Origin of the sequence: Curtobacterium sp. PhB190 (genome assembly GCF_004365385.1) — a bacterium.
GTDB lineage: Bacteria > Actinomycetota > Actinomycetes > Actinomycetales > Microbacteriaceae > Curtobacterium.
Window position 1 is genome coordinate 98,719 of sequence record NZ_SODN01000007.1, and the last position, 18,338, is coordinate 117,056.

General features: G+C 70.5%; 19 protein-coding genes and 1 tRNA gene. 15 read left to right on the top strand and 5 right to left on the bottom strand.

Going from position 1 to position 18,338, the window contains the following annotated elements; genetic code table 11:
- Positions 1 to 7: 7 nt before the first annotated feature.
- From moaC to EDF47_RS12945, 6 genes are all read left to right on the top strand, one after another.
- Complete coding sequence (gene moaC / locus EDF47_RS12925) at positions 8 to 436, top strand: cyclic pyranopterin monophosphate synthase MoaC (RefSeq protein ID WP_235035952.1); 429 nt, start codon at positions 8 to 10, stop codon at positions 434 to 436.
- On the top strand, positions 433 to 945 hold the full coding sequence (locus EDF47_RS20070) for a molybdopterin-binding protein (RefSeq protein ID WP_123937576.1): 513 nt from the start codon (positions 433 to 435) through the stop codon (positions 943 to 945). The genes moaC and EDF47_RS20070 overlap by 4 nt, the downstream gene beginning before the upstream one ends.
- A 68-nt stretch (positions 946 to 1,013) precedes the next feature.
- Positions 1,014 to 1,397 carry a molybdenum cofactor biosynthesis protein MoaE gene (locus tag EDF47_RS20075; RefSeq protein ID WP_243834058.1) on the top strand — a complete coding sequence of 128 codons (384 nt, stop codon included), beginning with the start codon at positions 1,014 to 1,016 and terminating at the stop codon, positions 1,395 to 1,397.
- Positions 1,398 to 1,431: 34 nt separating this feature from the next.
- Positions 1,432 to 2,055, top strand: coding sequence for a hypothetical protein (locus tag EDF47_RS12935; protein WP_131846978.1), 624 nt, complete (start codon positions 1,432 to 1,434; stop codon positions 2,053 to 2,055).
- Between the two features lie 75 nt (positions 2,056 to 2,130).
- Entirely contained in the window at positions 2,131 to 2,529 is a 399-nt protein-coding gene (locus tag EDF47_RS12940) for a PLDc N-terminal domain-containing protein (RefSeq protein WP_133938305.1), read from the top strand.
- A 433-nt stretch (positions 2,530 to 2,962) separates the two neighbouring features.
- On the top strand, positions 2,963 to 4,834 hold the full coding sequence (locus tag EDF47_RS12945) for an ABC-F family ATP-binding cassette domain-containing protein (protein WP_123293713.1): 1,872 nt from the start codon (positions 2,963 to 2,965) through the stop codon (positions 4,832 to 4,834).
- 6 nt (positions 4,835 to 4,840) lie between these two features.
- Here EDF47_RS12945 and EDF47_RS12950 read toward each other — a convergent pair whose 3' ends face one another.
- Together EDF47_RS12950 and EDF47_RS12955 are read right to left on the bottom strand one after the other, a co-directional pair.
- Positions 4,841 to 5,281: a VOC family protein gene (locus EDF47_RS12950; RefSeq protein WP_131846980.1), complete on the bottom strand. Its 441-nt coding sequence runs from the start codon at positions 5,279 to 5,281 to the stop codon at positions 4,841 to 4,843.
- A 10-nt stretch (positions 5,282 to 5,291) separates the two neighbouring features.
- Complete coding sequence (locus tag EDF47_RS12955) at positions 5,292 to 5,786, bottom strand: MarR family transcriptional regulator (RefSeq protein ID WP_123340195.1); 495 nt, start codon at positions 5,784 to 5,786, stop codon at positions 5,292 to 5,294.
- A gap of 79 nt (positions 5,787 to 5,865) precedes the next feature.
- Here EDF47_RS12955 and EDF47_RS12960 point away from each other — a divergent pair.
- A tRNA-Gln gene (locus EDF47_RS12960) sits at positions 5,866 to 5,937 on the top strand.
- Positions 5,938 to 6,111: 174 nt separating this feature from the next.
- On the opposite strand, the gene EDF47_RS12965 is transcribed toward EDF47_RS12960, so the two are convergent.
- The 3 genes from EDF47_RS12965 to EDF47_RS12975 form a co-directional block, all read right to left on the bottom strand.
- Complete coding sequence (locus EDF47_RS12965) at positions 6,112 to 7,362, bottom strand: sugar ABC transporter permease (RefSeq protein ID WP_131846981.1); 1,251 nt, start codon at positions 7,360 to 7,362, stop codon at positions 6,112 to 6,114.
- 53 nt (positions 7,363 to 7,415) lie between these two features.
- A complete protein-coding gene (locus tag EDF47_RS12970; RefSeq protein WP_131847029.1) occupies positions 7,416 to 8,180 on the bottom strand; it encodes an ATP-binding cassette domain-containing protein in 765 nt (254 codons plus the stop codon).
- A gap of 104 nt (positions 8,181 to 8,284) precedes the next feature.
- Complete coding sequence (locus tag EDF47_RS12975) at positions 8,285 to 9,394, bottom strand: substrate-binding domain-containing protein (protein WP_131846982.1); 1,110 nt, start codon at positions 9,392 to 9,394, stop codon at positions 8,285 to 8,287.
- Between the two features lie 215 nt (positions 9,395 to 9,609).
- On the opposite strand from EDF47_RS12975, the gene EDF47_RS12980 reads away from it, so the two are divergent.
- The 8 genes from EDF47_RS12980 (at position 9,610) to iolB (ending at position 18,327) form a co-directional block, all read left to right on the top strand.
- Positions 9,610 to 11,088 carry a sugar porter family MFS transporter gene (locus tag EDF47_RS12980; RefSeq protein ID WP_131846983.1) on the top strand — a complete coding sequence of 493 codons (1,479 nt, stop codon included), beginning with the start codon at positions 9,610 to 9,612 and terminating at the stop codon, positions 11,086 to 11,088.
- 21 nt (positions 11,089 to 11,109) lie between these two features.
- Complete coding sequence (locus EDF47_RS12985; protein ID WP_165901473.1) at positions 11,110 to 12,141, top strand: LacI family DNA-binding transcriptional regulator; 1,032 nt, start codon at positions 11,110 to 11,112, stop codon at positions 12,139 to 12,141.
- 119 nt (positions 12,142 to 12,260) lie between these two features.
- The gene (locus EDF47_RS12990; protein WP_279387371.1) at positions 12,261 to 13,490 is read left to right on the top strand and encodes a Gfo/Idh/MocA family oxidoreductase; all 1,230 of its coding nucleotides are present in this window, start codon (positions 12,261 to 12,263) and stop codon (positions 13,488 to 13,490) included.
- Complete coding sequence (locus tag EDF47_RS12995; protein ID WP_131846985.1) at positions 13,487 to 14,389, top strand: sugar phosphate isomerase/epimerase; 903 nt, start codon at positions 13,487 to 13,489, stop codon at positions 14,387 to 14,389. The genes EDF47_RS12990 and EDF47_RS12995 overlap by 4 nt, the downstream gene beginning before the upstream one ends.
- The gene (locus EDF47_RS13000; RefSeq protein WP_131846986.1) at positions 14,386 to 15,441 is read left to right on the top strand and encodes a Gfo/Idh/MocA family oxidoreductase; all 1,056 of its coding nucleotides are present in this window, start codon (positions 14,386 to 14,388) and stop codon (positions 15,439 to 15,441) included. The genes EDF47_RS12995 and EDF47_RS13000 overlap by 4 nt, the downstream gene beginning before the upstream one ends.
- 59 nt (positions 15,442 to 15,500) lie before the next feature.
- The gene (gene iolG / locus EDF47_RS13005) at positions 15,501 to 16,511 is read left to right on the top strand and encodes an inositol 2-dehydrogenase (protein ID WP_131846987.1); all 1,011 of its coding nucleotides are present in this window, start codon (positions 15,501 to 15,503) and stop codon (positions 16,509 to 16,511) included.
- Complete coding sequence (locus EDF47_RS13010; protein ID WP_131846988.1) at positions 16,508 to 17,395, top strand: sugar phosphate isomerase/epimerase; 888 nt, start codon at positions 16,508 to 16,510, stop codon at positions 17,393 to 17,395. Before iolG ends, EDF47_RS13010 begins: the two co-directional genes overlap by 4 nt.
- 92 nt (positions 17,396 to 17,487) lie before the next feature.
- Positions 17,488 to 18,327, top strand: coding sequence for a 5-deoxy-glucuronate isomerase (gene iolB / locus EDF47_RS13015; RefSeq protein WP_131846989.1), 840 nt, complete (start codon positions 17,488 to 17,490; stop codon positions 18,325 to 18,327).
- The last annotated feature ends 11 nt before the right edge of the window (positions 18,328 to 18,338 follow it).

The window sequence follows — 18,338 nt, forward strand, 5'->3', positions numbered from 1 at the left end:
CGCGCACATGGTCGACGTGTCCGCGAAGGACGTGACCGACCGCTCGGCGACCGCCACCGCCACGCTCGTCACCCGGCCCGATGTCGTCGCTCGCATCCTCGACGGCTCCCTGCCGAAGGGCGAGGTCATCGGCACCGCCCGCATCGCCGCGATCATGGCCGTGAAGAAGACCTCCGACCTCATCCCGCTCTGCCACCCGCTCCCCATCGCCGGGGTGCAGGTCGACATCACCGGCGCCGACGACCGCGTGCTGATCGAGGTCTCGGTCCGCACGACCTCGCGCACCGGCGTCGAGATGGAAGCGCTGACCGGCGCGAGCGTCGCCGCGCTGACCGTGTACGACATGGTGAAGGCCGTCGACCGGGCGGCCTCGATCACGGACGTCCGAGTGCTCGAGAAGCACGGCGGTCGGTCCGGAGACTGGAGCAACCGATGACCTCGCAGCCGACCAGGGGCCGTGCCGCCGTCGTGGTGGTGTCCACGCAGGCCGCCGCCGATCCGGCACTCGACCGCACCGGGCCCGTCATCGCGGGGTGGCTGCGCGAGCGGGACTTCACCGTCGCCGAGCCCGTGATCGTCCCCGACGGCGGGGCGATCACCGAGACCGTGACCGCCGAACTGCTGGCCGGGGCCCGGATCGTCATCACGACCGGCGGCACCGGCGTCACCCCGACCGACCGGACGCCCGAGGCCGTCGCGCCCCTCATCGACCTGGAGCTGCCCGGTGTCCTCGAAGAGGTCCGTCGTCGCGGGCTCGCGGGGGCCGGTCCGACCGCACTGCTGAGCCGCGGCATCGCCGGCATCAGCACCGGCGGATCCCTGATCGTCACGCTGCCCGGGTCGCGCGGCGGGGTGGCGGACGGACTGGCCGTGCTCGACGGATTGGTCGAGCACGTGCTCGCGCAGGTGCACGGCGAGGGCCACGCGCCGCGGAGTGCGTCGTGAGCGCGTCGCCGGCCCCGTCCCCGGCACCGGACGCGCGTGTCGTGCTCGCTGACGTCGTCGACCGGGGGATCACCGTCGACGAGGTCTCCGCCGTCGTCGCCACCGACCAGGACGGCGCGGTCGTCACGTTCGCCGGCGTCGTCCGCGACCACGACGGCGGCAAGGGCGTCACCGCGCTCGACTACGAGCGACACCCCAGCGCCGGCGACGTCATCGCCGAGGTCGCCCGCACCATCGCCGACGCCCATCCCGACGTCCGGATCGCCGTGCTGCACCGCGTCGGGTCGCTCGGCATCGGGGACGTCGCGCTCGCCGCAGCGGTGGCGTCGTCGCACCGGGCGCAGGCGTTCGCAGCGTGCGGGGAGCTGGTCGACCTGGTGAAGGAGCGAGTGCCGATCTGGAAGCACCAGCGGTTCACCGACGGCACGGACGAGTGGGTCGCCGCCCTGTGACGGATGCTCAGGTCGAGCTGGTTCGCTCAGATCGGTGACCGAAGCACAGACGGCCGCCGATCGGCGGTGGGCCGACGCGGAGATCCGGGCGAAGGCGTACCTCGCGCAGTCGCGTGATCGTCGTGACCTGCCCATCCGCGGGTTCGTCCTGGCGGTGGCCCTCGTGATCGCGCTGCTGGTGCTCGTCGGCGTCGCGCTGCCCCCGGACTCCGATGCACGGCTGATGCTCTCGACCGTCGGACTCAGCATCGCGGTGCTCATCCTGGTGGTGGAGATCATCCGAGCCGTCCGGCTCCGGCGCCGTGCAGGACGCACCGTCGTCCGTGAGCAGGTCGTCGCGTCCTTGTTGCAGCGTGAGCAGCGTGCGGTCTCCCGTGCGGCGGTCGGCCAGGCGGACGCGCCGGCGGATCGACGGATCGTGGTCGACGCCGTCGCGACCGACCTGGCGAGCGGTGCCGCACTCCCGATGCAGGCCGGGTTGCTCGTCGTCTGGTCGTCGATCGGCGTCGCGGGGACGGCCTTCTGGCCGGTCTACCTGACCGGAAGTCTGTTCACGGGTGCCCAGTTCTTGTGGTCGGTGCGTCGCACCGTGCTCGCCCGGCGCTGTCTCGCAGCCCAGCACCGCACGGACGTCGACCCTGTACGGCCCCGCAGCTGACCGTGGCCGGATCGCAACACCGGCACGCGTTCGGGGCGTGGCGACAGCCCTCAGGTTCTCCATAGAATCGCGAACATGAGCGTCTTGCTGCCCGGGATCACCGTCATCCTGCTGGTCTTCGCCCTGATCGACATCCTGACGAAGAACGACGACCAGATCCGCGGACTGCCGAAGATCGCGTGGGTGATCCTCGTGATCCTGGTCCCCGTCGTCGGCAGCATCGTCTGGTTCGCCATCGGCCACGACTGGGCCCCGGGTGAGCGAAACCACGGCCGCTACATCGAGCCCGCCCGTCACGAGGACCGGTACGCCACCCTCGGCGATGCCCGCAACGCCCACGGCGCCAAGCGCATCAGCGGCACGGAGCAGGAGCTCGCCGAGCTCGAGCGCGAGATCGAGTACTGGGAGGCGCAGGCTCGCCTGAAGCGCGCGAAGGAAGCCGCCGGCGAGGGCGACGCCGCTCCGGCGAACTGACGTACCCGACCGCCGGAGCCGCGCCGGCCCCCGCGAGCTGACCCGGGCCTCCAGGTCGACGCGCCGGCGCACCGACGCGACGGGCGCACCGTGCGCGGTCGGTCGGCCGGTGCGAGGTTGTGCGCTCCGTGCGCCGCTACAACCTCGCACCGAGCGGTCAACCTCGCACCACCTGCCGAAGCCCGCACCGTGCGACCGCGCTGACCCGCGCTTCCAGGCCGACGCACCGATGCGCCGTCGCACCGTCGCACCGTGCGCGGTCGGTCGGCTGGTGCGAGGTTGCCCACTCCGTGCGCCGCTACAACCTCGCACCGAGCGGTCAACCTCGCACCACTCGAACAAGCCCGCACCGTGCGCCCGCCCCGGCCCCGGCCGACCCCACCCACACCCCCCCCCGCACCGACCACCCCGCCACGCCGCCTACCCTTGACGCGTGGCTCATCTCCTCGGCGCCGAGAACCTGCATCTCGAGTTCCCCACCAAGGTCGTCTTCGACAACGTCACCCTCGGCATCGACGAGGGGGACCGGATCGGCGTGGTCGGACGCAACGGCGACGGCAAGTCGACCCTCCTCGCGCTGCTGTCCCAGCGCCTCGAACCCGACGACGGCCGTGTCACGCACCGCCGCGGGTTGACCGTCGGCTACCTGGACCAGCGCGACATCCTGCCCGAGGGCGCGACCGTCGGCAGCACCGTCGTCGGCGACCTCGAAGAGCACGAGTGGGCCGGCGACCCGAAGATCCGCGACGTCATCGGCGGCCTGGTGTCGGACATCCCGTGGGACGTCAGCGTCGACGAGCTGTCCGGTGGCCAGCGCCGCCGCGTGGCACTCGCGCGGCTGCTCGTCGGCGACTGGGACGTCCTGTTCCTCGACGAGCCCACGAACCACCTCGACGTCGAGGGCATCCAGTGGCTCGCCGAGCACATCAACCGTCGCTGGTCGTCGAACCAGGGCGGGATGGTGGTCGTGACGCACGACCGGTGGTTCCTCGACGCGGTGTCGACCGACACGTGGGAGGTCCACGATGGCGTCGTCGACCCGTTCGAGGGCGGCTACGCGGCGTACATCCTGCAGCGCGTCGAGCGCGACCGGCAGGCAGCCGCCAGCGAGCAGCGCCGCCAGAACCTGGCCCGCAAGGAGCTCGCGTGGCTGCGCCGCGGCGCACCGGCTCGGACGAGCAAGCCGAAGTTCCGCATCGACGCCGCGAACGCCCTGATCGACGACGTCCCGCCGATCCGCGACACGGTCGCGCTGGCGAAGACGGCGACCGCCCGCCTCGGCAAGGACGTCGTCGACCTGCTCGACGTCAGCGTCTCGTTCGACGGCACCCAGATCCTCGACCGCATCGAGTGGCGCATCGCACCGGGGGAGCGGACCGGCATCCTCGGCCCGAACGGTGCCGGCAAGTCGACGCTGCTCAACCTCGTCTCCGGTACGCTCGCGCCGACGAGCGGCCGCGTGAAGACGGGCAAGACGGTGCAGGTCGCGATCCTCGACCAGCAGCTCGCCGACCTGGCCCAGTTCGCGAACGATCGCGTGCGCGAGGTGGTCGCCCGCAAGAAGACGAGCTACGTCGCGGACGGCAAGGAGATGACGCCGGCGCAGCTGCTCGAACGTCTCGGCTTCACGGCGGAGCAGCTCTCCACGCCGGTCAAGGACCTGTCCGGTGGCCAGAAGCGCCGCCTGCAGCTCATGCTCATCCTGCTCGACGAGCCGAACGTGCTGATCCTCGACGAGCCCACCAACGACCTCGACACCGACATGCTCGCCGCCATGGAGGACCTGCTCGACACCTGGCCGGGCACCCTGCTGGTCGTCTCCCACGACCGGTACCTGCTCGAGCGCGTCACCGACCAGCAGTACGCCGTGCTCGGCGGGCACCTGCGGCACCTGCCCGGCGGCGTCGACGAGTACATGCGGCTGCGTGCGGCCGGCACCGGTGGCGGGACCGCTTCTGCGGCTGCCGCCGCGTCTGCCGGGAGGCCCGACACCGCAGGCGGGACCGGCTCGGCCGGTGCCGTGGCCGGATCCAGTGCGTCGGCCGGTTCCGGCGCGTCGGCTGCGGCGGCCTCGGGCCTGTCGGGCGCGGAGCGTCGGACGGCCGAGAAGGAGATGTCGGCGCTGGACCGCAAGATCGCGAAGGTCGGCGCGGACCGGAAGAAGCTGCTCGACGACTTCGCCACCCACGACCAGTCGGACTACGCCGGGCTCGGGGAGCTGCAGGCGAAGCTCGCCGCGCACGAGGCCGAGATCGAGCAGCTCGAGGAGCGCTGGCTCGAGGTCGCGGAGCTGCTCGGGGTCTGAGCGGGTCTACTCCGCTGGCTTCGCATCCTCGGGGGCCCCGCCGCCGGGGTTCGCGACGACCTCCCACAGGTGGCCGTCCGGGTCCTGGAAGAAGCCGGACCACATGCCCCACGGCCGCGTGTACGGCGCCGCGAGCATCGTCGCGCCGGCGATCCGGGCCCGGTCGAGGAACGCTTCGGCGTCGGCCTGACTGTCGACGAAGTGCCCGATCGTGCTGCTCGGTGCCGTCGCGAGTGCCAGCCCGGAGTCCTTCGCCATGTCGTCCCGCCCGTAGACGCTGACGATCAGACCGTCGTCCAGGGTGAACATCGCCGTGGTGCCACCCGCCTCGGTCTCGGTCGGCGGGTACTCGGTGCCGATGACGCCGCTGCCCTCGATCCCGAGCAGGGCGCGGTAGAAGTCCGCCGATCGTGCGACGTCGGCGACGGCCAGGGTGATCGCGTGCATGGCCCGGAGGCTAGTCCCCGAGACCCAGGATGAGTCGGCGGAGCAGCCCGGCCAATTGGCCCTGCTCGTCGGCGGAGACCCCGGACAGGATGTCGCGTTCGGCGGCCAGCAGGTCCGCGATCGCCGCGTCCACCGCCACTCGGCCCTTGCCCGTCAGCGACACGAGGATGCCGCGGCCGTCCCTCGGGTCGGTCCGTCGCCCCACGAAGCCCCGCGCCGTGAGCCGGTCAACACGGTTCGTCATCGTGCCGCTCGACACCAGGGTTTGCTGCAGCAGGGTCTTCGGGCTCAGCTCGTACGGCTCACCCGCCCGCCGCAGGGCCGAGAGGACGTCGAACTCCCACGGCTCCATGTCACCCGCGTCGAACGCTGCTCGCCGCGCGCGGTCCAGGTGCCGCGCGAGCCGGTCGACGCGGGACAGGACCTCGAGCGGGCCGAAGTCGAGGTCGGCACGCTCACGACCCCACGCCGCGACGATCCGGTCGACCTCGTCCTGGTGCGGCATCCCTCCATCTTGGCCGAACCCGGGGCGGACGGCCAGCCTCGTCGGTCATGGGAGGATGGACGTGCACCCACGGGTGCGTTCCGCCTTGGTGTAATGGCAGCACGACGGCCTTTGGTGCCGTTAGGTCCGGGTTCGAATCCTGGAGGCGGAGCCGAGGCTTGATCCGGGTTCGCCGCGTCGGCGTTCTGGGAACGGGTCTCACCGACGCACGTCGCGTGGTGATCGCTGCCGAGGCTCCGGAGCGCTGACGCGCGGACGGGAGGCCCGGTGCCAGCTGGCACCGGGCCTCCCGTCCATCCGCGGCCCGTCTTCGCGCCACGCGCGGTCAGGCGGCTCCGTGGCTCGCTCGGGAGCGGCGGGAGAGGGAGTCGATGATCACCGCGAGGAGCAGGACGGCCCCGGTGACGATGTAGCGGGTGTAGTCCTCGAAGTTCAGCAGGTTCAGGCCGTTCGCGATCGACTGGATCACGATGACGCCGAGCAGTGCGGACCAGATGTTGCCGCGTCCACCGAAGAGGCTGGTCCCGCCGATGACCGCCGCTGCGATCGCGTTGAGGTTGACGTCGCCGCCACCCGAACTCAGCGTCGCGGCCGAGAGGTGTGCCGATGCGAGGAGCCCGCCGATGACGGCGAACACCGAGCAGAGCATGAACACCGAGATGTACACGAGGCGCACCTTGATGCCGGACCGGCGGGCGGCTTCGACGTTGCCGCCGACTGCGTAGATCGACCGGCCCCACTTCGTCCGCTTCACCAGGTAGTTCATCACGACGACCAGCAGGACGAAGAACACGAAGGACGTCCCGGTGCCGCGGTCGGTCGAGAGGTACCAACCGATCGCGCTGAGTCCGATGAGCAGCAGCGCCGCCTTGAGGACGACGAGCGACTTCGAGCCCGTCGACAGCCCTGCCCGGGCTCGTCGGGCATCTCGCCGGAGGTCCGCGAACAGGGTGCCGCCAGCCGCCAGCGCCGCGAGCACGTAGACGAGCCAGGGTGGCAGGTAGGAGAACAGCGCGAACTGCACGATGAAGGACTCCGTCGGCAGGTTGATCGAGCCGTTCTGGCCGAGGACGAGCAGCTGCACACCGAGGAACGCGAGGAGCCCAGCGAGTGTGATGACGAAGCTGGGGACACCGAACCGCGTGTACAGGAGGCCGTACAGCAGGCCGATGAGGGCTCCGACGCCGAGTGCGACTGCGATCACCGCGATGAGCGGCCAGTGCAGCTGTGTGAGCCCGACGCCGAGGATCGCTGCGGCGAGACCACTGACGGAACCGACCGAGAGGTCGATCTCGCCGAGCAGGAGCACCAGGACGATCCCGATGGAGATCGTGCCGGCCGCGGCGCACTGGACGGCCAGGTCGACGAGGTTCGTCGCGTAGAGGAAGCTCCCGCCGGGCGTCAGGAGACCGAAGGCGACCCAGATGACGACGAGCCCCACCACGACCGGGAGACTTCCCAGGTCGCCTGCGCGGACCCGGCGACTGAAGCTGGTGATCGCGCCGCGAACGCCTTCTTCGCGCAACAGCCGTTCGTCCTGCAGGTCTGCTGCGGCGCGGGAGGTCGGTGTGCTCATGGTGACGGGGTCCGGAGAGGTGCCTCGTGGCCGCTTGCTCTGGCGGGTGCTGCTCATCGGTCTGTCTCTCGTTCGGATTGCGCGGCGGCGCGACGGGTGACGGCGTTGTCGGTGGCGCCGGTGATCGCGGCGATGATGTCCTCGTAACTGACGTCGGCAACGGTGAAGTCACCGTTGTTGCGGCCGAGGCGGAGCACTGCGACGCGGTCGGCGACGGCTCGGACGTCGGCGAGGTTGTGGCTGATCAGCACGACGCCGTGGCCGCGGTCGCGGAGGCGTTCGACGAGGTTCAGGACCTCGGCGGTCTGCGCGACGCCGAGCGCGGCCGTCGGCTCGTCGAGGATGACGATCTTCGGGTCGCCGATCAACGACCGGGCGATCGCGACGGTCTGCCGCTGACCGCCGGAGAGCGACGCGATGGGAATGCGGACGGACGGGATCCGAGCCGAGAGCTGTCGGAGCAGCTCCCAGGACTTCCGCTCCATCTCCTCTTCGTCGAGGACGAAGTGCGAGACCTCGCGCCCGAGGAACAGGTTCGACACGACGTCGAGGTTGTCGGCGAGTGCGAGGTCCTGGAAGACCGTCGCGATCCCGAGCGCCTGCGCAGCCGCCGGCGAACCGATGTGGACGGGCTCGCCCTCGAAGGTGATGGTTCCTTCGTCCGGGGTGTAGACGCCGGCGAGGATCTTGACGAAGGTGCTCTTCCCCGCGCCGTTGTCGCCGACGAGGGCGACGACTTCGCCCGCGTGGACGTCGAAGTCGATCCCGGAGAGCGCCTGGACGGCACCGAACCGCTTGCTGATGCCCTGGAGGGACATCACCAGGTCCTTCTGGACGGGGACGGGTGTGGGTTCCGCGATGGTCACGGGGGACTCCTTGGCTTCAGGGGAGGGAGACGGAAGTGCGTCCCCCTCCCTGCGGGTCACTTGATGCCGTACTTCGTGCATGCGTCGGCGAGCTGCGTGGTGCAGATGTCCTTCGCGGTGAAGAGTCCGTCCTTCACGACCGTGTCCTTGATGTTGTCCGCGGTGACGGCCACCGGCGTGAGGATCACCGACGGCACGGTCTTGCCGCTGGCGGTCTTCACGGTGCTCGTGGTGGAGGCCTTCTTGCCCGCCGCGAGTTCCAGTGCCAGGTCAGCCGCTCCCTCTGCCTCCGGCTTGAACGCCTTGTAGACGGTCATGTACTGCTTGCCGGCGAGGATCCGCTGCAGTCCTGCGAGCGTCGCATCCTGGCCGGTGATGGGCGGGAGATCCGTCGCGCCCGCCGCCTGCATCGCGGAGATCACGCCGCCCGCGGTGTCGTCGTTCGCCGCGTAGATCCCCTTGATGTTGTCGACGCCGACCTTGGAGATCTGGCCCGCCGCCCAGCTCTGCGCCTTGGCAGGGTCCCAACCGGGGGTGTCGTACTCGCCGAGGACGTCGTAGCTGGTGGTGGAGAGCACCGATTGCGCGCCGGCCTTGAACTGGGAGGCGTTGTTGTCAGTCGGCGAGCCGTTGACCTCGAGGACGCCCGCATCGTCTGCGATGCCGAGGTCCTTCATCCGGTCGACGAGCGCGGTCGCCTGCAGTTCGCCGACCTTGTTGTTGTCGAAGGAGATGTAGGCGCTGACATCGCCCGAGTTGATCAGCCGGTCGTACGAGATGACCGGGACGTTCTTCGACTTCGCCAAGCTGACGATCGAGGCGGCTGCCTCGCCGTCGAACGCATCGAGGACGAGCACCTTGACGCCCTGCGTGAGCATCGCCTGGGCCTGCTGTTGCTGCTTCGACGCGTCGCCGCCGGCATTCTGGTAGAGCACCGAGCAGTCCGGGCACTTCTCCTTGATGCGGTCGGTGAAGAGCGGACGGTCGGCACTGGCGAACCGTGCCGTGACCGAGTCGGGCAGCAGCAGCCCGATCTTCGCGTTCGTCGCGGATCCGCCGCCTCCCGACGACGATGCCTGGGATCCGTTCGAGCACGCGGTGAGCGACCCCGCGAGGAGCGTGATTGACGCGGCAGCGATCGCTGCTCGTGTGACGACTTTCTTCATTGAAGGCCTCCATCTGCCACCTCCATTGGTGGCCTGGATCCGCTGGTTACTACCCAACGAACAACTTGTCCGCCGAACGATACGACACGCGCTCACCCCTCCACAAGCACCAAATCGAGAACTGGCCGGGCTGCGACGAAAACCGCCGCCTGCTACCGTGTGAACAGTCCGTCCGCGAAGTGATAACTGCGGGAGTCGATGACGAAGGAGTCAACATGTCTGGACAGGGTCAACCGCGCGAGGCGCTCGAACTACCTCCCTTGACAACGGGACCGCACCGGAAACGGATCGGCCTCATCTCGGTCGTCGCCTGCCTCGGGGGGCTCCTGTTCGGCTACGACACCGGCGTCAGCAACGGTGCCGAGATCTCGATCCAGTCGCAGCTCGGGCTCGACGACATCGGGCTCGGCGTCGTGATCTCGTCCCTCGTCTTCGCCGCGGCCGTTGGCGGGCTGATCGGGGGCCCGGTGTCCGACCGCATCGGCCGGCGCTCCACGATCCTCGCGATGGCGGTCTTCTTCTTCTGCGGCACGCTGCTCGCCGTGTTCTCGCCGAACTTCGAGGTGCTGCTTGCCGGGCGCATCGCCGTCGGCCTGGCGGTGGGAGCCGCGTCGATCGTCGTCCCCGTGTACCTGGCTGAACTCGCGCCGCTCGAGATCCGCGGCATGATCACCGGCCGCAACGAGCTCGCGATCGTCAGCGGGCAGCTCGCGGCGTTCGTCATCAACGCGATCATCGGGATCATCCTCGGCGACGAGGGTGGCGTGTGGCGCGTCATGTTCTTCATCTGCGCGATCCCGGCCGCCGCACTGTTCATCGGCATGCTCCGGATGCCGGAGTCCCCGCGCTGGCTCGTCGAGCACGGTCACGACGAGCGTGCGCTCGCGATCCTCAAGACCGTCCGCAACGAGGGCCGCGCCGAGGTCGAACTCGAGGAGATCCGTCGCGTGACGGCCGAGGAGCCGAGCGAGACCCGCCTGAACGGTCTGAAGGCCCTGCTCTCCAGTCGTTGGCTCATCCGCATCGTCCTGATCGGGTGCGGCGTCGCCATCGCCCAGCAGGTCACCGGGATCAACTCGATCATGTACTACGGCCAGCGCATCCTGATCGAGTCCGGGTTCGGGGCGAACGCCGCTCTGATCGCGAACATCGCCCCGGGCATCCTCGCCGTCGTCGGCGGGCTCATCGCCCTCCGGAACATGGACCGCGTCGACCGCCGGAAGACGTTCATCCTCGGGCTCTCCCTGACGACCACCTGCCACATCCTGATCGGCGTCTCGTCCCTGGTCATCCCGGACGGCAACCCGATCCGCCCCTACGTGCTCCTGTTCTTGATCTGCGCCTTCGTGCTGTCGATGCAGTCATGCCTCAACATCGCGGTCTGGGTGTGGTTGGCCGAGATCTTCCCGCTCAACATGCGCGGCCTCGGGACCGGGATCGCGGCGTTCGCCGGCTGGCTGATGAACGGTGTCCTGGCGCTCTACGTGCCGTCGCTCATCGAAGGCGTCGGCATCACCGGAACGTTCTTCCTGTTCGCCGTGATCGGTGCGATCGCGTTGGCCTTCATCGTGACGCAGGTGCCGGAGACCCGAGGTTGGTCGCTCGAGCGGCTCGAGGAGGAGGTCACGACCGGCGCGATCTACATCGACACGATCAAGGGCAAGGCGAAGCGGGCAGTTCGCGACGAGCGGTGACCGTGCTGCAAGATGTGGAGCATGGCTGACGACGGGTCCACCACGGCGGCGCGGCGCGCGACCATGCGGGACGTCGCCGACCGTGCCGGGGTGTCGAAGTCGCTCGTCTCGCTCGCGTTCAGCTCGCCCGCTTCGGTCAGTCCGGAGCGGCGCGCACGGATCCTCGACGCCGCCGACGCGCTGGGGTTCCGGCCGAACCGCGTGGCGCGCTCGCTCAACGGTGCCCGGGATGACTTCGTCGGCATCCTGGTCGCAGACTCGCGGAACCCCGTGCTCGCCGAGGTCGTCGACGCGGCGCGGGTCTCCCTGGCGGCGGGCGGTCGCCTCGGGCTGATGACCAGTGCGGTGCTGCCGAACGGTTCCTCACGCCCGCGCCTCGACCTCGATGCGGTCGCCATGCTCGGGGACCTGCAGCCGTCGGGGCTCATCGTCGTCGGGTCGGTGCCCACCATGGACCGGGTGGTGCAGGTGATGGGTGCCGCACGCATCGTGATCGCCAGTGCCCGACCCGGTCGACTCGCGGGAGCGGCCACGGTCCGGGGGGACGACGAGGTCGGGATCCGGCTCGTCGTCGACCACCTGGTCGACATCGGGCACCGGCGCATCGGGCACGTGGGCGGAGCCGGGGGTCGCGTCGCCACCGGACGGGCGGAGGCCTTCCGTGCCGCGGTCCATGAACACGGGCTCGACGGGGCGCTGGACGGGGGGCTGGTTGCCGAGAGCGACTTCTCCGAGGCCGCCGGCTACCGAGCGGCCCTCGAGCTGCTCGACCGGGACGAACCGCCGACGGCGATCACGGCCGTGAACGACCTGGCCGCGATCGGCGTGACAGCGGCCGTCCGGCAGCGCGGACTCTCCGGCTCGGTCGCGGTCACCGGGTACGACAACACGTACCTGGCGGCGCTCGGGGCAGTGGACCTGACGTCCGTCGACCCGGACAACGCTGCGATCGGGCGGCGTGCCGCGGAACTCCTGCTCTCGGAGGAGAACCCCGGCGAGGTGCTCATCGCGCCGACGCTCCGCGTCAGGTCGTCATCGGTGCCGCGCGACTGACAGTGCGCGACCGGCGCGTGATGCGCCGAGGTTGACACCGGCGAAACCGCGGTCGTACATTGAACCGGTCCAGATTTTGGACCGGTTCAAAATCCTCGCCAGGAAGCAAAGGAGCACCCGTGGCAGAGAACAGCGCACCCCGCTCGGTCGGAGTCGGGCTCATCAGTGTCGGCTGGATGGGGCGCCTCCACTCGCGCTCCTACGCCCTCCTCCCACTCGTCTACCCGGAGCTCGGGATCCGTCCCCGCCTCGTCGTCGCCGCCGACGTGGCACCGGCCGGTCGCGACTACGCGAAGGACGTCCTCGGCTACGAGAAGGTCGTCTCCGACTACCGCGAGGTCCTGAACGACCCCGAGGTCGACGTCGTGTCGATCTGCGCTCCGAACTCGCTGCACGCCGAGATCGGCATCGCCGCGGCCGAGGCCGGCAAGCCGTTCTGGATCGAGAAGCCCGTCGGCCGCGGGGCCTCCGAGACCGAAGCCGTCGCCGCAGCCGCCGACGCCGCCGGTGTCGCCACCACGATCGGCTTCAACTACCGGCACGTCCCGGCCGTGCAGCACGCACGCCAGCTCGTCCTCGACGGTGCCCTCGGCCGGATCACGAACGTCCGTGGCCGGTTCTTCGGCGGCTTCTCCTCGAACCCGGCGGACCCGCTGACGTGGCGCTTCGTCCGGGCGACCTCGGGCAGCGGGGTCCTCGGTGACCTGATGGGGCACCTCGTCGACCTCATGCACTACGTCCTCGGCCCGATCGGCTCGATCTCGGCTGCGACCGGCACCTACCTGACCGAGCGCCCCGGGCTGCCCGGCACGCCCGACGCCGGCAAGCTGCTGCCCGTCGAGAACGAGGACTACGCCACGATGCTCGTCCGATTCGGCGACTCCGCCGTGGGCGCGGGCGCGATCGGCAACCTCGAGGCCTCCCGCATCGCCGTCGGTCCGCGTTCTGAGTACGCGTTCGAGATCTTCGGCACCGAGGGGTCGGTCCGCTGGGACTTCGAGCGGCTCAACGAGCTCGAGGTGGCCCTCGCCCGCACCGGGCAGCACGTCGGCTACACCCGCGCGTTCGCCGACGGGTACTTCCCCGACTACTCCCGGTTCCAGCCGAGCTCCGGCACGAGCATGGGCTACGACGACCTCAAGGTGATCGAGGCGGCGAAGTTCCTCACCGCGGCCACCGGCGGCGAGGCCACCGGATCGAACATCCACGACGCCGTCGCCTCGGCCCGCGTGCTGAGCGCCGCCGAGGAATCGGCGGAGTCGGGTCTGTGGGTCGACCTGCCCGTCGAACCGGGCACCACCGCCAACACCAGCGCCGTCGCAGCCGAGATCGACGGGGTGCGCGCATGAGCCTCCGCATCGCGACCGCACCGATCTCCTGGGGTGTCAGCGAGGTCGACGGCTGGGGCCACCAGCTGCCGCCGGAGCGCGTCCTCGCCGAGATGACGTCCCTCGGCTTCGAGGCCACCGAGCTCGGCGCCCAGGGGTTCCTGCCCCCGGCGCCCGAGGACAAGGCGGCCCGGCTCGCCGAGTTCGGCATGACGGCGATCGGCAGCTTCGTGCCGGTCATCGCACACCAGCCCGGCACCGACCCGCTGCCCCGGATCGAACAGGAACTCGCCGACTACGCGGCCTCCGGAGCGACCGTGCTCGTGGTCTGCGCGGACAGCGAGCAGACCGGCTACGACGCCCAGCGCGAGCCGCTCACCGACGAGCAGTGGGCGACGCTGTTCACCAACCTCGACCGGATCACCGAGGCTGCGGCCGCGGTCGGCGTCACGGCGACCCTGCACCCGCACGTCGGGACCGTCGTCGAGACGAAGGACGACGTCGACGCCGTGCTCGCCGGCTCGACGATCCCGTTCTGCTTCGACACCGGGCACCTGTTCCTCGGTGGCACGGACCCCGTCCGCTTCGCCGCCGAGCACAGCGACCGCATCGCGTACATGCACCTCAAGGACGTGTCCCTCGAGGGTGCGCAGTGCGTGGCGGACGGCGAGATCAGCTACTTCGACGCGATCAAGGCCGACCTGCTCTACCGGCCGGTCGGACAGGGCGACGTGGACATCCGCGCGATCCTGACGAGCATGGTCGAGGCCGGCTTCGACGGCTGGATCGTCCTCGAGCAGGACAAGGTCGTGCTCGACGAGCCCGCTCCCGGCACCGGCCCGATCGAGGACGCCCGTGCGAGCGTCGATTTCGTCCGTGCCCTCGTCGCCGAGCTCGAGGCCGCCGAGGTCACCCGGTGAGGGTCGGCGTCGCCGGCCTCGGCCGCATCGGAGCGATGCACGCTCGGAACCTCGCCAGGACCCCGGGCGTCGACGAGGTCGTGCTGATCGGCCGCGACGCCGGCCGGACCGAGGGCGTGCGCACCCGGCTCGACGAGCAACGCGGGGCCGAGACCGGCTGGGCGTCGGTGTCGACCACCGTCGATCCGCTCACGGACGTCCTGCCCTCGCTCGACGGTGTCCTCGTCGCGTCGGCGACGGACACCCACGCCGACCTGGCCCGCGTCGTCGCGGACTCGCACACCCCGCTCCTGATCGAGAAGCCCCTCGCGCTCGGCGTGGACGAGCTCACCGAGCTCTCCCGCGACCTCGACGCGACGGGGACCCCGATCATGGTCGCGTTCCACCGCCGCTACGACCCGGGGTACCAGCGGTTGCGGCAGCACGTCCTCGACGGTGACGTCGGCACGCTGCGACTCGTGCAGGCGACGGAGAACGACCACCACGCCCTGCCGGTGGACTACATCCCGCAATCGCACGGCATGTGGCTCGACCTGCTCGTCCACGACTTCGACATCATCCCGTGGGTCGTCGGCGACCCCGTCGTCGAGATCTCGATGATCGGGTCCGTCCTGGACGAGCCCGTGTACGGCGACCACCAGGACACCGACACGGCGATGGTGACCCTGCGGTTCGCGTCGGGTGCCGTCGGCAGCATCGGAGCGCTCCGCCGGAGCGGCGCCGGCCAGGACGTCCGGCTCGAGGTCACCGGCACGAACGGCGCGTTCGGCGCGGGCTACGGACCGCGCACGCCGATCACGTCGACCGAGCCCGGCGGCGTCGCCCCGGCGAACCCGTACGACACCTTCGGCGACCGGTTCGTCCCGGCGTTCGAAGAGGAGATCGCGCACTTCGTGCGGATGATCCGTGGCGAGTCGGAGAGTCTCACCCCGCCCGCGGCCGGGCTCGTCGCCACGGCGCTCGCCGAAGCGGCTGCTGAGTCGTTCCACACCGGTCGTCCCGTGCGACCACGCAGTACCGCGTCGACCACGCGGACCACCACCACCGCGTAGACCACGCGGACCACCACCACCGCGTAGACCACGCGGACCACCACCACCTGGAGATTGCAATGACGCAACAGATCCGGATCGGCCTCTTCGGCACCGGGCGCATCGGACAGGTCCACGCCATGAGCGTGGCCGCCATCGAGGACGCGGAGCTCGCGTGGGTCTGCGACCCCTTCGTCGAGGGCGCCGAGCGAACGGCCGCCGAGTACGGCGGCAAGGTCAGCACCGACCCGGCCGAGGTCTTCGCCTCGGGGGAGGTCGACGCGGTCATCATCGCGGCACCGACCGCCACCCACGTCGACCTCATCGACGCCGCGATCGACGCGGGCGTCCCGGTGCTCTGCGAGAAGCCCATCGACCTCGACCTCGAGCGGGTCGACCGGCTCCGCGCGAAGGCCGCGGCGGCCACCGTCCCGATCGTGCTCGGCTTCAACCGGCGGTTCGACCGACACTTCGCCGAACTGCACCGCCGGGTGAGCGCGGGGGAGATCGGCACGCTGGAGCAGGTCCTCATCACGAGCCGCGACCCCGCTGAGCCACCGGCCGGGTACCTGGCGTCGTCCGGCGGGATCTTCCGCGACATGACGATCCACGACCTCGACATGGCGCGCTTCTTCGTGCCGGACATCGTCGAGGTGACCGCCCGCGGCGCGAACACGTTCAGTGCGACGGCCCGCGAGCTCGGCGACTTCGACTCCGCGGTCGTCACGCTCCGCGGTGCGGGCGACGAGCTCGTGGTGATCACGAACTCGCGGCACGCGGCGTACGGGTATGACCAGCGCTTCGAGGTGTTCGGGTCCGAGGGGCTCCTGCAGGTCGGCAACCAGACCGACACCCTCGTCCGGCACTGGGGTGCCGGTGCCGTCGAGGCACTGGAGCCGTACCAGAACTTCTTCCTGCAGCGGTACGCCGAGGCGTACCGGCTCGAGGTCGTCGAGTTCCTGAAGGCGGTTCGGGGTGAACCCTCCCGCAGCCCCGGGTTCGAGGACGGCCGCGCCGCGCTCGTCCTCGCCGACGCCGCCGACCGATCGGCCCGCACGGGCGGATCGGTCACGGTCGACCTGTCGCGATGACCGGGATCAGCCACGACCTCGTCGCCACCTGCTGGACGACGTCGGGGACCGCGGTGCCGGACGGCCCGTCGGAGCGCAGCTCGTTCTCGGCACGGGACCGGGTCAGTGCCACGGCGGACGCCGGGTTCACCGGGCTCGGGTTCGTCGTCGACGACCTCGAGGTCGTCCGGGACACGATCGGGTTCGACGCGCTCCGGGCCCACGCCGACCGCCTCGGCATCGGTCACCTCGAGGTCGAACTCGTCAAGGACTGGTGGCGCGACCCGTCGGACGCGCCGTGGCGTGCCCGATGGGACCTGCTCCGCGACGCCGCGCAGGCCTTCGACAGCCCGATGGTGAAGATCGCGCCGCCACCGGCGCCGACGGTCGCCTCGGTCGAGCCCTACGTCGGACCGTTCCGCCGGCTGGCCGACGAGGCCGCGGCGATCGGCACGCGACTCGCGCTCGAGCCGCTGCCCTTCGCCGGGATCTCCTCGCTGCCGCAGGGATCCGAACTGGTCAGGGCGGTGGACCATCCGCACGCCGGCCTGGTCGTCGACTCCTGGCACGTCTTCCGCGCCGGGACCTCGCTCGACGAGCTCCGCCGCACCCTGGACCCCGCGACGGTCGTCGGGGTCGAGGTGAACGACGCGGACGCCCTGCCCGAGGCCGGCCGCACCCTGTTCGAGGACACCCGGGACAACCGGCGCTACCCGGGCGAGGGTGCGCAGGACGTCGTCGGCTTCTTCCGCACGATGGCCGAGGTCGGCTGGTCCGGCCCGTGGGGCGTCGAGATGCTCTCGATCGAGCACCGCGCGAAGTCGCTGGCCGACGCCCTGGACGCCGCACGCGACACCACCCTGCGGTGCATCCGGCTCGCTGAAGCCGGTCTCCGCCTCGCCTGAGCACTTTTCTCACAGCGGACGATTCGTCCGGCCAGCGAGAAAAGCGGTATGCTCTTTCCATCCGAACGCAACGACGCAGAGAGGATCACAACATGGTCGACCCGCAGGTGCTCAAGCACGGCGCATGGGACGTCATCACCCCGGAGATCGCCGGTTGGGAGTTCATCACCTTCCAGGTGAAGACCTTCGGCGACGGCGAGACGGTCGAGCTGCCCGCCGACGGCAACGAGCGGGCGTTCGTGAACCTGCACGGCGACCTCGTCCTCACGGTCGCCGGCGAGGAGTACCGCCTCGGTGGCCGGGACACGGTCTTCGACGGACTCGGGCACACGCTCTCCGTCCCGCGCGACACCGCGGTGACGATCACCGCCACCCCCGGAGCCGAACTGGCCATCGCGACCGCGCCGGCCACCGAGCAGCACGAGGTCGTCCTGGTCACGCCGGACGACGTCGGATCCGCCACCCGTGGTGCCGGCAACGCGACGCGGCAGGTCTCCACGCCGATGTCACCCGACTTCCCGGCCGACCGCCTGCACATCGTCGAGGTGTGGACCCCGGGCGGCAACTGGTCGAGCTTCCCGCCGCACAAGCACGAGCACGACGTCGACGGCGAAGCGCAGCTGGAGGAGGTCTACTACTACCGCCTCCGCGACCCGGAGAACGGCTGGGCGCTGCAGCGGGTCTACAGCCCGGAGCGCGACTTCGACCTCGACGTCCCCGTCCGCGACGGCGACATCTGCCTCATCCCCTGGGGGTACCACACCACCGTGGCCGCCCACGACCAGGACCTCTACTACCTCAACGTCCTCGCCGGCCCGGCGCTGAAGCGCACCCTGCAGGCCGCAGAGGACCCCGCGCTCGCCCCGGCCCGCGCCAGGTGGGAAGCCCTCGGCACCGATCCGCGTGTGCCGTTCGTCCCCGTCCGCCCCTGACCCACCACGAA